The organism is Streptomyces phyllanthi (assembly GCF_009377205.1).
GTDB lineage: Bacteria > Actinomycetota > Actinomycetes > Streptomycetales > Streptomycetaceae > Streptomyces > Streptomyces phyllanthi.
In genome coordinates, this window is record NZ_VJZE01000002.1 from 34,828 (window position 1) to 48,200 (window position 13,373).

Genomic DNA, 13,373 nt, shown 5'->3' on the forward strand with positions numbered 1-13,373 from the left:
CGAGCATGCGCTGCTTCTAGCGCGGGGATCGGCTCCGGCGTGTCCGCGATGGGCGCGGTCGGGTCGATACCTCGTTCGGCGAGCTTGGCGTGGAGGCGGGCCACGCTCGGGTGGAGACCTGCACGCTCTGGGTCGTCGAGATGGAAGCGCTTCACAGGGCCCCCTCGTACGCAGCGGCATCCGAGGGGTTGCTCCACGGCTGGTAGGCGCCGGATCGCCGTGCCCCGGCGGGGTCGGCGTTCATGACCTCGTTCACCACGCTGGCCAGAGTTGAGGGATTGAGCCCCTTGGCCCGGAGGCGATCCAGGGCTGCGCGCAGGTGAGCGGGTTCGATCCCCTCACCCAGGAGCAGGTTGATCTCGCGACCGAGGTGTCCGAGGAACCGCTCCGGCGGGCGGCAGGGGCAGGAGGCGATGTACTCGCCGATCAGAGTTCGGGCCGAGACGGTGTCCGGCGGGGGCGCTGTGCGCCCCGTAGGTACTGATCCAGGATCCAAGGTCCTAGATCCAGACGCCGAGGGCTCGTCGAGTCCTTGATGAGTGTTCGGCGAGGACTCGGCAGAGCGAACGTCGGTTGCGCCCTCTGTTGCCTGCTCATCGCGCGAAGTGGCTTGCGTCCTGGCGCTGAGAGCTGGTTTGTCGGCTGTGGCATGGGTGGGTTTCCGGCCGATGTCACCGTTCAAGAGGGCTCGTGGCGAGTTCAGCGAGTCCTCGGTGAGCTCTCGCTGACAGTTCGATGCGTCCCCGATGCCAAGGCTGAGAGCACTCTCCGAGCGTTCGGCAGCACCGGGATGGTAAGCGGAGCTCTCTGCCGCGGGCTGGGCGCTGCGCGCGCAGTCACTCTTGCACTCGCCGCAGCGCTGTTTCGCCTGGTGGACTGGGCAGCGTGGTAGCCGGGAGGCGCTGGGCCTGTCTATCTTCTGATGCTTGGCCCAGTTCACTATGTGTAGGTACGCGCGTCCGTCGCAGCCGGTGTAGCGGCAGACCATCCCCTCGGCGGCGAGTTGCTGAAGGTCCTCCTCAACTCTGAGGGGTGTGTGATCGGGGTCGAGGGCCCACAGCCGTCCGGCAATGATCGCGGGGTGGTCGCGGTGCCGGCCGACGTCATCCGCCTGAGTGAGCAAGCCGAGGAAGGTCCACCGGGCCGTCAGGGACACGGCGGCCATCGACTCCGACACGAAGGCTTCCGGCTTGATCGTTCTGATTCGTGCCATGTCAGCGACCTCCGCCTGCGCCGAGCCGAGTGGCGCGCACATCTCGTCGGTCAACGGCCGCGGCGACGTGGGGACAGGCGCGGACGATCCATAGGGTGACGGCCCGGGCAAGGATCCCCCCGAGCCGGACGGGACGGCTGATGCGCTCCTGAGCGTCGCTGTACGCCGTGTTCTGCCTTTCGCAACCAGCAAGAGGCATGCGAGAATCTCCGTTCGAGCAGAACCGTTCCTGGGTGCCCTCGCGAAAGGTCCGGATCGGTTCGGTGAGTTGGTCTCCACGCCCTTGCAGGGGCGGGAGCGCCATTACTGTCCGGCGTCTGGGAGTTGCAGCTCTCAGGCGCCGACGGTTTTGTGCGGGCACAGGCCCGGATCAGATGGCGGGGCTCGCCTCACGCCCTTCTCCTCTCGCTCGACCGAGTGGGCGTCTCGTGCAGGAGCAGCAACATACGCAGCACACCCGAAGAAGATCCAGTGATGTCCCTGCATGTCAGGGGACGGTTGGAAGTCGGTACTGCCGTGTCATTGACTCCAACCTCCTGATGAGACTCTGGGATCAGGCACCGGCAGTGCGGCGCCAGGACACCGGCGGCCGCCTGCGGAGCCGCTGCCCTTCGACTGGCACAGGGGCACGCAATGCCCCGCATGCTCGAGCCTCGGACACCGGATGACACGCCGGGGCACCTGCAGGTGTGGCCCCTCCCCCGCCACGCGGGCCCGGAGAGGTCGAATCCGAAGGGCAGACCGTGCACGAAGCCCCGGTTTTTCGCTAAGCTGAAGCTATTCCCGCCTGAAAGAAAAGTCAACAGACTGCATCCACTCCAGCTTGCGCAAAAAAGAGGACTGATGCCTGCGCGCCACTTTGACCGAAGCCGTATGCGTGCAGTGCGGCGAGCCGCCGAGATCTACCAGGCTGCGGTGGGTGCAGCTCTGGGCGTGTCCGACTCTGCGGTGGCCAGTTGGGAGAACGGTGCACAGACGCCCGACCCGGAGAAGCTGCCAGCACTGGCGCGCGCACTCGGCCGCGACGTGGACGACCTGTTCCCGCGGTCCGGGCCTCCCGATCTGACAGACCTGCGGTGTGATGCCGGCTACTACCAGTACGAGACTGCTGCGCTTATCGGCACTAAAAGCGCCGGACCTGTAGCCGCGGCCGAACGCGGGGAGCGGCCGCTCAAGGACAAGTACGTTCCTGCCCTGGCGGCCGCGTACGGAGTGAGCGTGGAGGAGCTACGCCGAGCGGAAGCACGGTCGACGGCCAAGGCGCAAGGGGAGGCGGTGGATGAACCCGCGCCAGCAGGACAGGGCAGTACCGCAGCTCCTGGAGCGCATCCCGAATCCCTGGCCGCGAAGATAACTTTCGTCCTCGACAGCTCGTACCCCGCCCCGCAAGGTCCGCCCTCGGATGCTGAGATAGCCAACGCGGTGAACGCCCATGCCGGGGCACAGGTCATCACCGAGGAGGGCTTCCGGGACCTCCGTACAGGCGTTGCCAAAACCGCGCCCCCGATCGTCCTGGACGCCGTGGCGGCCACCCTGGGGGTATCACGGATGTACCTCGAGCCGAATGACGAGGTGGCCGCTCAGGTCTATGAGGGTCTTCAAGTGCTGGCCGCAGCCAGAAGAGGGTCCGTGAACCAGGTCAGAGCCCGCGGTCTGGGCTCGCAAGGCCTGTCATCAAAGGCGATGGCCCTCATTAACGAACTAGTGACGGAGCTGGAAGAGAAGGAAGCGGACGGGAGCTCGTAGCTCCCGTCCGCCGCCCCAATGCCTCGGACCAACAGGCACGGTTACCGCTGCTTAGCCGCCCGGCTTGGCTCGTACGGTTGCCCTGCGGCAACCACAGCCCGGACCGCCTGCAGCGGCCCAAGGTCAGTAAGGGGGTCACCGTCAACAACCAGCAGGTCGGCACGGAATCCGGGAGCGAGCCGACCAGTCGTCTCGCCCAGCCCAAGTGCGCTCGCCGCCGCCGTGGTGGCCATGTCGAGAATCCGACTGTTGGGCAGGCCGAGGTGGGCGTAGAACGACAGCGCGGGCACCAGCCCGTCGAAGCCCGCGCGCTGGACTCCCGCGTCGGTTCCGGCGATGAGCTTGACGCCAGCCTCGGCCATCTGCCGTACGAGATCGAACATGGCTGCGGCCCGCTCCTCGCCAAAGAAACGGGGCAGCATCTGCCAGTGCGGGCTGACGGCCGGGCAAACAGCGATGCCCTCATCGATGATCCGCTTCAGTACGTCCTGCCGCAGGTCGAAGCCGTCGCTCGTCATCCACGTGCAGTGCTCGATCGTGTCGACGCCCGCTTCCACGGCCGCGGTGATGCCGTCCGTACCGTGTGCGTGAACGGCCACCGGCACGCCGGCCTGGTGCGCCTCGTCCACCAGGGCCTGGAGCTCGTCCGGAGTGAACTGGCTCTGCCAGCTCTTCGGTCCGTCCTTGGTCAGGCCGCCGCCGGTCACCATGGCCTTGATCACGCCGGCACCCGCCGCGATGTTGCGCCGCACCAGATCACGGACCTCAGCCACGCCGGACACCTCACCGCCAAGGAAGTGACAGTGACCGCCGGGCGGCGTCGCGGGAGTGCCCGCGCACACGATCCTCGGGCCTGGTGCGATGCCCTGGGCGATCTCCTCATCGAGGCGAAGGGCGAGGCCATTGCGATCACCGAGGTCGCGCACGGTCGTCACACCACTGGCCAGGAGCTGTTCCGCTCGGTGCCGCATGTCCGTGAGCAGGGACTCGTCGCTCGCCTCGGACAGGGTGGTCACCGGGTCCGCGCCGCCGTCGAACGTGAGGTGGACGTGGGCGTCGATCAGCCCGGGCACCACCGTCGCCTCGGGGAACGCGAGGTGCGCCACGTCCGTGCCGGCCTGCTCCACGAGCTGCCTACGCGGCCCCACTGCCGTGATCGAGTCCCCTTCGATGAGGACCGCGCCGTCCTCCAGATATCTCCCGGAACCGACAAACACTCGGCCCGCAGTGATCAGCATCTGCTCTCTCCTTGGATCTTCGGTGATTAGGCGGACAAGCGCAGCGCGTCCGACACGGCGATCAGCTGACGGACATCCGCCTCCCGGTCGGCTTCCTTCGGCACCGCCAGCGGCACCGCAGATCGGGGAGCGAGAGCCCTCTTCCCGACGGTGTGCACGTTGCGCCGGAGGCGCTGGGCCAGCACGGCCGGGGGAAGATCGAGCACTTCAATGTCCTCACCCGCATCGGCCAGATACGGGCTGATATCCACCAGCCCGTCACGACACTCCACTATCCGCCGGTGGTAGCGGCGGTGCACGCCACGTGCCCGCCACCGGTCCCACAGTCGCTGGGAGGCAGGTCGCAGCACGATCTCGGGACACGCCTCGGAAAGCAGCTGCCACAAGGGAGTCAGCCGACGGTAGTCCCGGCGGCGGCGCAGCCACAGTCGCACCGCCGTGATCCTCGCCCGGGCCCCTGGGTAGGTGACGCCGACGACGAAGAGCAGGATGGACACTACGAGCAGGAAGGCCACGCTTGCCATGACTGGCTGCGGCACGATTCCGCCGCCCCATCGGATGGCGACGAAAACCGCGCGGACGGCACAGGCCAACGCCATCGCTCCGAGGCCGGCCGCGGCCATCCACAGGCCGGTTGCGTGCGGGCGGCGCGACATGCGGGCGTAGCGGCCGGTCCACCATCCGGCGACAGCGAGCGCGTACATCAGGTACAGGCCGGCGCCGCCGTAGAAGAAAGCGATCTGCGAGATCGTCATGTCAGCTGTGCTGAAGGAGCCGGCGAACACCTCGTGCGGCACCGACAGCGCCGCAACAGTGATCGCCACCGCGACCAGGGCCACGACGACAGCTTCCCGTCTGGCGCGGCGGCGGGCGGCCTGCCCGTCGGCCGAATACAGGTAGAAGCACATCAGGAAGTAGACCGTCAGCAGAAGCAGCACGTTCTGAATCAGCTTCGCTGTGCCGTGCCCGGCCACGGTGTCGACGCCCGATGCACCGCCGGGCATGGCCAGCGGGTAGGACGTGGTTGCGCTGAGCAGGCACAGCGTGACGGAACGAAGCGGCGCGTCGTGCGGGGCTCTCGACCACTGGTACAGCTTCCAGGCGACGGCAGCCGCAAGGCCCAAGAGGATCAGTCCAGTCATGGATTAGAGCCATCCTCGCCGGTCACCGAGAGCCGACTGGATCCGCCGCAGTGCGGGGTCGTCCGCCAGCGGGGGAACTTCATCGAGAACCGACGACCACTCCAGGACGATCGTGGCTGCGAGCTCGACCTCGCATTCCTCCCCGTCGTCGTACGAACAGCGCCGGGCCACGCGACGGATCAACGCGGGATCGAGAACCGGGATCAGGCTGGCCCATCCCTCGACGAAGTCATCAGGGGTCTCCTGCTCCTCCTCGGCCTGCTCGTCCCCGGCCACGAGGATGTGGAAGACCTCGTGCAGGATGATCTGGTCCTGATGCAGGCGGGTGGTCTCCTGCTGGTAGAGGATCACGTCCATCTGTGGCGTGTCGACCCACAGCCCGGACGGCCCCGGCTTCTCTAGCGGGAAGGCCCGTAGAACAATCGGACGCCCCCGCCTCTCACTGAGTGCTCGGCACAGCTCCTTGACGTCCAGGGGAGGCTGTACGCCAAGGTCCTGGAGTTCTCGCCGCAAGCGGCGGTGCAGGTCTCGTTCCACCGTCCGTTTTTCAGCGGAACGCCACCGCCCCAACCGCCGACGGCTCACAGAGCCTTGCGTCGGCGCCACTTTGGATTCCGCTGCGCTGCGGTCACGTCTCTCCGACCACATCAGTGATCCCCTTCGCACAAGCCGTTGATCGCGCCGACACAAAGTCGGGCGCCGATCACGCCCGTGTCGACAGTGTCCAGTCCCCCCTGCATGGCGCAACCACCGGCGGTCACAGGCGTCGAGGGCGGTGCGTCACAGGTCGCGAACAGCCAGGCCGTAACCGCAGGACGCGCGCCCAGTACGCCTCCCAAGGCGGCGAAAGATCGCTAGTGCGAACAGCAAGAACGCAATCTCATACGCCTTCGGCATGCATCGGGAACGGCACCGGACACTACGCGAAGCTCGAACCAGCGCAAGGCCGGAATCGCTCCTCACAACCCACAGGAACCGAGTGCGAGTTGACGCAAATCAGGACACTCCACTCTGGATCATGGCTTTAAATTGGGCTTCGCATGCGGACCATGAACACGACAATCGCACCGATGAGCCCCCATCTCCGTTATGAATCTGAGACTAACCCCTTACCTCATAGCAGACATTAGGCACTCTAATTAGCAATACGACCTTGCTCCGGAAGTTGAGCCTGATGTGGAAGCGGTCACTTCGAGCCAACCGAAGCATCTCTCGGCGATACCCTCCGGGCTATGCCTAGCGACATATCCAGCCACACAGACAGTTACTTGAAGTTCTGGGACGAGCACCATCTGTGCACGTTGACCACGATGCGTTCCGACGGCAGCCCGCATGTGGTGCCCGTGGGCGTCACCCTCGACACTGACGCGGGGATAGCTCGCGTTATCACACGCAAATCAAGCAAGAAGGTTGCCAACATCCAGGCGTCACGTCCCGGCGAAGCCCGCGTCGCCGTCTGTCAGGTCGACGGCGGGCGCTGGGCCACATTGGAGGGCACGGCCTCAATCCGCACAGACGCAGTTGCTGTTGACGACGCCGTGGCTCGCTACGCTAGGAGGTACGGACGGACACCGGCTCCGGACCCTGAGCGTGTAGTCATCGAGATCACGGTCGAGCGTGCCATGGGCTTCGTTGAGCTCCCCAAGGGCGTGAGGGGCCAAGCCGCAGCCTAACGGGATGTCGCGGGCCTCCTCTGGTGCCGATGCGACCGAGGCACGGTGATCCCACTGTCTGGCGCTATCACCCGTCGCATAGCAGAGCCCCGCCCTCTTGCGTGTCCTGCTGGGCCACCGCCCATGGTGACCTGCACTGGGTCAACCCCTCGCGCCTGCGGATCCTGGACTGAGAGGCTGGCGCCTGGCCCGATCAGCTTCGACGCCGCGATGCTCTACACCTACTCGCTGCTGCAGCCGAACGTCGCTGCCCATGTCTGCACCGTCTTCCCTATCCTGAGCAGCCTGGCTGGCTTAGAAGCTGTTGTCTTTCCGGACGCGCGGGCTGCGTTTCGGCTGGTGGGGCATAGGGTCGGCGATCTGGTGGGAGTGACGGCTTGTCATGTCGTTGCTTCTGTGGGGGTCGTGGATGCCGTCAGTGGTCGGGCTGCTGGAACAGTGCGAGTTGGGTGCTCGCCGTCGAGTGGATGAGCTGCGGGAGGAGGCCGACCGGATCCAGGCCGAGCTGGCCGTGGCCGAGAGGGAATGGAAGGAGTGGGCGATTGCCCGCTCACGGGTCAGCGAGGTACTGGCCCCGGCGGACGAGGGCGGGCAGGACTCCGCCGGGGCCGAGTGGCAGGCCGGAGGGCGGGCAGGACTCCGCCGGGGCCGAGTGGCAGGCCGGAACGACGCAGGAGGCGGCGAAGCCGAAGTCGCAGGTGTCCATGTGGCGCGAGGGGCTGGATTGGTCGGTGCTGTCGGTGGACTACCAGCGCATTCTGCAGGTGGGGGCCGACCGGGCCCGGCTCGGTCAGGGGCCGGTGACCTGTCAGGAGATGGCCGCTGCGTTCGGCATGGACGTGGTGCCGGCGCGGGTGGAAGCACTGCGGTCGAAGGCGAAGCGCCTGGTGGCGCGGGGCTGGCTGGCCGAGCCGGCTGCAGGCCGGTTCACGCCCGCGCCGGGCGTGAACCCGCCAGGCGGCGGGTCATGACCATGGTCATCGACCAGTAGATCATCGCCTCGGCGCTGGTGGTGCGGCGTTCGACGTCGCAGGCCAGGCGGCGGGTGCGCATCAGGTGGGCGAAGAGGGAGAGTCGGCCCGAGGCGCGGTGGCCGGGTCTCCCCGGCTCCGTTTCCTCGGGCCGCTCACCGAACCGGACGTGCGACTCTCACCGCATCCGGCTCTCCACAGGTCGCTGCCGCTGGATCGATGACCTATGCGGCCCATGGTGTCGGGATGTTCAATCCCCGCCAGCGGTAGCGGGTGACCGTAACCGAGGCGATGTTGAACAGTCCGACACCTTCGAGGACGATCTGCCGCCAGCCCATGGGGCCCTTGAACTGTCGGCGCAGGGCGGTCCACGTCATGCGTCGCCGATACGTGATCATGTTGACCACCCGCCACCACACGAACGACCGCAAGGTGTTGAACGTGTGCTTGGCGACGGCGTGCTTGAAGTAGTTGGCCCAGCCGCGAAGGATTTGGTTGATCCTCGACAGCACGGCGGCGAACGGGACCTGCGACCTCCTGTGGGTCAGCGCCCTGATCTTCCGCTTCAGTTCGCGGACCGGCTTGTCCGCGATGAACGTGTAGACGTAGTGCTTGTCCGTTCCCCGCTTGCGCATCCACTTGATGTGGAAGCCGAGGAAGTCGAACCCGTCGGCCATGTGCACCACACGCGTCTTGGACTGCGACAGGCGCAGTCCAAGCGGGGCGAGGGCCTCACCGATGTCCGTCTTCAGCGCCTCGACGTGGTGGCGTTCGCCCCTGACGAGCACGACGAAGTCGTCCGCGTAACGCACGATTCGCCAGTTCGGCAGGTTCTTGGCCACCCGCGTGAAACGGCGCGAGTCGCTGGACATCGTTCCGCCGGGCTTCCACGGCCCCATCACGTGCTCGTCGAGCGCGGACAGGGCGATGTTGGCCAGCAGCGGAGAGAGGATCCCGCCTTGCGGGGTGCCGGTCTCGGACGGTTCCATCGCCCCGGTCTCCCGGAGGATTCCGGCCTTCAGGAACGCCTTGACCAGGGCGAGGACGCTCTTGTCCTTGACTCGGGAGCGCACCCGGTCCATCAGGGCCGTGTGGTCGATCGAGTCGAAGCACGCCTCGATGTCCGCGTCCAGGACCTGGCGGTAGCCTTGAGTGCCCCAGAAGTGGATCTCGGCGATCGCGTCGTGTGCCCTCCGGTTGGGGCGGAACCCGTAGGAGACCGGCGCGAAGTCGGCCTCGAAGATGGGTTCCAGCACCAGTTTCAATGCCGCCTGGACCACGCGATCGGCCACGGTCGGGATGCCCAGACCCCTCAGGTTCCCGCCGTGCTTGGGGATCATCCGTTCGCGTACCGGCAGCGGGCGGAACGTCCGCTGCCGCAGCTGCTCGCGCAGCTGGTCCAGGAACACCTCCACGCCCACCCGCTCGGTGATGGACCGGACCGTGGCCCGATCCACGCCGGCGGTGCGGGCACCGGTGTTGCCGGCGACCCGGTCCCACGCCACGGCGAGGAACCTTCGGTCGCATACCAGGTGGTACAGATCATCGAAGCGGCAGCCGGGATCGGCCACCGCCCAGCGGTGCAGCTTGGTCTGCATCTCCCGTACCCGCAGCGGCCGCGTCACCGGCGCGTCGTGCTGCGCGGCCGGAGTCTCCACCCCGGCATCTTCGAGCATTGCAGTCCCCTTCCACTCACAACCTGCTGCCGCCCTTCGCCATGTGCACGGCTTTCCCGTGCTCGGACTACTACGGCGGCTCCGCCCCGTCCCGGTCCGGTCGGCCGACGGTGGGCCCAGCCCGGATGTCCGCGCTGGATGCGCGGCCCGCGGCAGGACCGGGACGGTTCCCGTGTTCACTTGTGATCGCTTGTCGGAGGAGGCGCCCGGCTATACCCCGGCGGCATCGCCACGGTTACGCCGCAGACCTTCACCGTGGCCTTGCGCGGCGGCGAACGAGACCACCGCGCAAGTCGCCCGCCCGAGCATGAGGCAGGCGCGCACCGCACCCAGCCCAGATCCGCCAGGTTCGAGCTGGTGGGAATTCGTTACGAGGCTTCACACACCGGTTTCTCGCGTACACCTCTCCGTCTTGCTCGCCGGACCCACGGCCATCTGGCAGTACCGGCCCCGCCCCGGCTTTGTCAGGGCTGCTTCCCGCCCTCCCCGGCACCTCCCGGATCAGACTGCCCTCAGCTTCAACCCCACTGCTGCGACAGCGGGTTGGTGCAGGTCTTTCACCTCCACTCGATCAACAAGCGCCTCACGGCGCACACGTTCGACGATCCACCGCTTGGGCAGCACCACGAAGCCGCGCTTGTCGTCGCTGCGTTTGACGATGGCCAGCACAAGCCCGAGGGCGGCCAGGCAATGCTCGACAAGGCTGCCGGTGTAGCCGCCGTCGGCCCAGACCAGCGCAAGGCGGTGGTGTGCCTCGGCCACGCGCGCGAGCAGCACCTGCGCGGCAGTACGGTCGCGGCATCGGCGCTGGTGACCATCACGCCCAGCAGCAGGCCGAGGGTGTCGACGACGACGTGCCGCTTGCGCCCGTTGATCTGCTTGCCGCCGTCGTAGCCCCGGCTGTCGGCGCCGATGACAGCGTCCGCCTTGACGGACTGCGAGTCGATCACCCCGGCCGACGGCTCCGCAAGCCCCTACATCGCGATCAGGCGCCTCCTTGAGGAAGACGTGGGCAACCTCGGCTCACGCATCGACGCCGTCGGCGGCCAGCCGTCCCTGAGGAGTGAAGCCAACCGAGCCTGAAGGCGGCACGCGCCGACAGTGGGCAGGCACTCCCGCCAACGGATCGGGCCCCTCACCTGCTGGCACCATGATCGAGCGGCACCGGCTCACAGGCACACTCACCTCCCTTTCTGCGCGGCCTCAGCCGGGTCCGCCCAAGATGATCTTCCACACTCGGGTCGCCACCTGGAGGTTGAGCCGGTCCTCTACGTTCGCGAGGTCGTTGCCGGTGATCTCGCGTATGCGCTGGAGCCGATAGCGCAGGGTGCTGCGGTGGATCGCGAGAGATTCGGCGGTCTCGTCGTAGTTGCCGCCGAAGTCGAAGTACCGGGACAGGGTCTCCACCATGGCCGTGTGGTGCCGTGAGTCGTAGTCGATGAGCTGCCCGAGCCACTCCTGGACGAAGGTCTCCAGTTCCCGGTAATCGTTGCCGGGTCCCAGAATGCGGTAGAAGCCCAGCTCGTCGAAGAACGTCGTGCCGTAGCTCTCGCGGGAGTGGCGGCGCACCTTCAGGGCACGCAGCGCCTCCTGGTAGCCGTGGGGGATGCCGTCCGGGGAGTCGCAGGGGGCGCTCACCCCGATCGTCCCGGACCGTGTCCCGGTCTCCCGGCCGAGCGCCTCGTGCAGTGCGCGGTCGTGCGGCCTGTCGTCGGTGACCAGGACCACGTGGTCGGAGCGTCGGGTCAGCAGCGAGCGCATGCCCGCGGCGGAAGCCGCCCGGCCCACGGTCTGCGCGAAGAAGTCGTCCGAGGCCCGGTTCGGCCACTGCACCACGACGACATAGTGGGTGCGGTGCAGGTCGTGTCCGACCGCCTCGGACCGGGCGTAGGCGCTCGCCTCGTCCGTCCCGGCGAGGAGGTCGTCGACCAGCTCGCGGTGCAGCCTCAGCTCCACTTCGGCCAGATTACGCAGATGGGCCAGCTCCAGGGCAAGCGAGGTGGCGGCGTGTTCCAGCGCGAACACGGTGTGCTCGTCGGCCTCCTCCCGGGCGTCGACCAGGGCCAGCACGCCCAGGCTCTCGCCGTGCGGGCGGACCAGGGCGATCAGCCGGTCCTTGATCCGCACCGGCCCGGCCTCCCGGGCGAGGGCGTGCAGCATTTCGTCCTGGCGCACGGGGTCCGGTTCCGGATAGGGGTCGGGGCAGCTGGGGCCGCTCCAGGACCTCAGTCGGCCGAAGCGGTCCTCGACCAGCGCGGGGAGTCCAGTGAGTCTGTGCAGTGCTCGGGTGATGGCTTCCTCGCTGCCGCCCGAGACAGCGACGTCGGACATGACCGCGTGAACGGCCCGCTCGTATCCCAGCTCGGCCAGGGCGTAGATCAGCTGCCGCTGGAGGGCTGCCCGTTCTCGCCTCAGCCGGTGCAGTTCCAGCGTGTCCTCGCGTCGGCGGCGGTGTGCGAAGGCGACTGACAGAGCGGCAGCGGTGTACCGGACGAGCGTGGCGAGCAGGGAGTGCTCGGCTTCGGTGGGCGGGGAGTGGGACGTCACCACGACGTAACCACGGAGTCCGTCAGGGCCGCGCAGGCCGAGGGCTCGGCCCCAGGGCCGGCCGGGTACGGTCACGGGGCCGTCTCGTCCGGCCAGCTCCTGCACTCTCCGGTCGACGGCCGAGGGATGGGTTTGCCCTTCCCGCGGGCTGGGGACCAGGGCGCCGTCCGCCGTAAGGTATCCGGCCTCGGCGCTGTACGGCCCGGCGGCTGCTATGTGGTCCATGGCCAGGCGCAGGATCTCGCCTTCGTCCTGGGTGTCGAACAGGGCGTGGGAGAGCGCCATCAGTGCGTGGGAGGCGTGGTCGGCCGGGGCTGGAGCGGGTGGGCGGGGCCTTCTCCGCGCGGCCGTGGGATGCCGCCCGGCGCTGCCCCGCGGAAGGCTGCCCTTCCGGTCGGAGGCGCGGCGGTGCAGGCGGCGGTAGAGGCTGTGGGCCCGGCTGTCGGCCATGGGATCACTCCGTTCTCCCCGAGCCTCACGAGGTGAACCGACGTCCGTGTACCCCTCTCGGATCGGCTCACCCGAGATGCTCGGACTGTTCGTGTCGTGCTCGCGGGGCGAGCGGACGGGACAGCTTTTGACCCCTCGGGCGCAGGCGCGAAGCCGCTGGGCCCGCGACCCTTGGGCTTGTCCGGTTCACCGCGCCGTGGCAGGGAGGACTGACGATGACCGAGCAGGCCCGTAGGACCGTTGCCACGTACGAGACGTACCAGGAAGCCGAACGCGCCGTCGACCACCTCTCGGACCAGGGGTTTCCCGTGGAGAGGGTGGCCATCATCGGACAGGACGTCCGCCTCGTCGAGCAGGTCATCGGCCGTATGGACTACGGCAGGGCCGCCCTGCACGGAGCGGCGAGCGGAGCCCTTCCCGGTGCGCTGATCGGCTGGCTCTTCGGCCTGGTGGACTGGGTGGACCCGCTCGTCTCCGCCCTGCTCGTCGCCCTCTACGGCCTGATTTTCGGAGCGATCGTGGGGGCGCTGTTCGGCCTGCTGCTGTACGCCCTGCAGGGCGGCCGCCGGGACTTCGCCTCCGTCCGCTCGATGCAGCCCAGCCGGTACGACGTCGTCGTGGACGAAACGGTCGCCAACGAGGCCGTACGGCTGCTCGGCGGGCTGCAGACCACCGGCGCCGACGGCCACCGTCCCGCCCCTACCTGAACGATCGGAT

9 protein-coding genes and 2 pseudogenes are annotated in these 13,373 nt (G+C 67.8%); 4 read left to right on the forward strand and 7 right to left on the reverse strand.

Translation table 11 applies throughout. From position 1 onward, the window contains the following. Positions 1-151: 151 nt before the first annotated feature. Entirely contained in the window at positions 152-1,213 is a 1,062-nt protein-coding gene (locus FNH04_RS00640) for a hypothetical protein (protein ID WP_152779199.1), read from the reverse strand. 873 nt (positions 1,214-2,086) lie between these two features. Between FNH04_RS00640 and FNH04_RS00645 the strand changes: the two genes are divergently transcribed. Then, complete coding sequence (locus FNH04_RS00645; protein WP_228030929.1) at positions 2,087-2,959, forward strand: helix-turn-helix domain-containing protein; 873 nt, start codon at positions 2,087-2,089, stop codon at positions 2,957-2,959. Between the two features lie 41 nt (positions 2,960-3,000). On the opposite strand, the gene FNH04_RS00650 is transcribed toward FNH04_RS00645, so the two are convergent. Genes FNH04_RS00650 through FNH04_RS47155 form a run of 3 tightly spaced genes read right to left on the reverse strand, consistent with a single transcriptional unit; the run spans position 3,001 to position 5,696 of the window. After that, entirely contained in the window at positions 3,001-4,197 is a 1,197-nt protein-coding gene (locus FNH04_RS00650; protein WP_152779201.1) for an amidohydrolase family protein, read from the reverse strand. 26 nt (positions 4,198-4,223) lie between these two features. Then, positions 4,224-5,339, reverse strand: coding sequence for an MAB_1171c family putative transporter (locus tag FNH04_RS00655; RefSeq protein ID WP_152779202.1), 1,116 nt, complete (start codon positions 5,337-5,339; stop codon positions 4,224-4,226). A gap of 3 nt (positions 5,340-5,342) precedes the next feature. After that, the gene (locus tag FNH04_RS47155; protein ID WP_228030930.1) at positions 5,343-5,696 is read right to left on the reverse strand and encodes a hypothetical protein; all 354 of its coding nucleotides are present in this window, start codon (positions 5,694-5,696) and stop codon (positions 5,343-5,345) included. Between the two features lie 875 nt (positions 5,697-6,571). Between FNH04_RS47155 and FNH04_RS00665 the strand changes: the two genes are divergently transcribed. Beyond that, positions 6,572-7,012 (forward strand): pyridoxamine 5'-phosphate oxidase family protein, encoded by a 441-nt coding sequence (locus tag FNH04_RS00665; RefSeq protein WP_152779203.1) that lies wholly within the window; start codon positions 6,572-6,574, stop codon positions 7,010-7,012. A gap of 409 nt (positions 7,013-7,421) precedes the next feature. After that, positions 7,422-7,983, forward strand: a pseudogene (locus FNH04_RS49245) (hypothetical protein). A gap of 224 nt (positions 7,984-8,207) precedes the next feature. On the opposite strand, the gene ltrA reads toward FNH04_RS49245, so the two are convergent. The 3 genes and pseudogenes from ltrA to FNH04_RS00685 all read right to left on the reverse strand — a co-directional run bounded on the left by ltrA (position 8,208) and on the right by FNH04_RS00685 (position 12,656). Beyond that, the gene (gene ltrA, locus FNH04_RS00675) at positions 8,208-9,659 is read right to left on the reverse strand and encodes a group II intron reverse transcriptase/maturase (RefSeq protein WP_228030933.1); all 1,452 of its coding nucleotides are present in this window, start codon (positions 9,657-9,659) and stop codon (positions 8,208-8,210) included. Positions 9,660-10,160: 501 nt separating this feature from the next. After that, a pseudogene (locus FNH04_RS49250) lies at positions 10,161-10,609 on the reverse strand (transposase). Positions 10,610-10,862: 253 nt separating this feature from the next. Beyond that, a complete protein-coding gene (locus tag FNH04_RS00685) occupies positions 10,863-12,656 on the reverse strand; it encodes a helix-turn-helix domain-containing protein (protein ID WP_152779204.1) in 1,794 nt (597 codons plus the stop codon). A gap of 215 nt (positions 12,657-12,871) precedes the next feature. Between FNH04_RS00685 and FNH04_RS00690 the strand changes: the two genes are divergently transcribed. Beyond that, positions 12,872-13,363: a general stress protein gene (locus FNH04_RS00690; protein WP_152779205.1), complete on the forward strand. Its 492-nt coding sequence runs from the start codon at positions 12,872-12,874 to the stop codon at positions 13,361-13,363. The last annotated feature ends 10 nt before the right edge of the window (positions 13,364-13,373 follow it).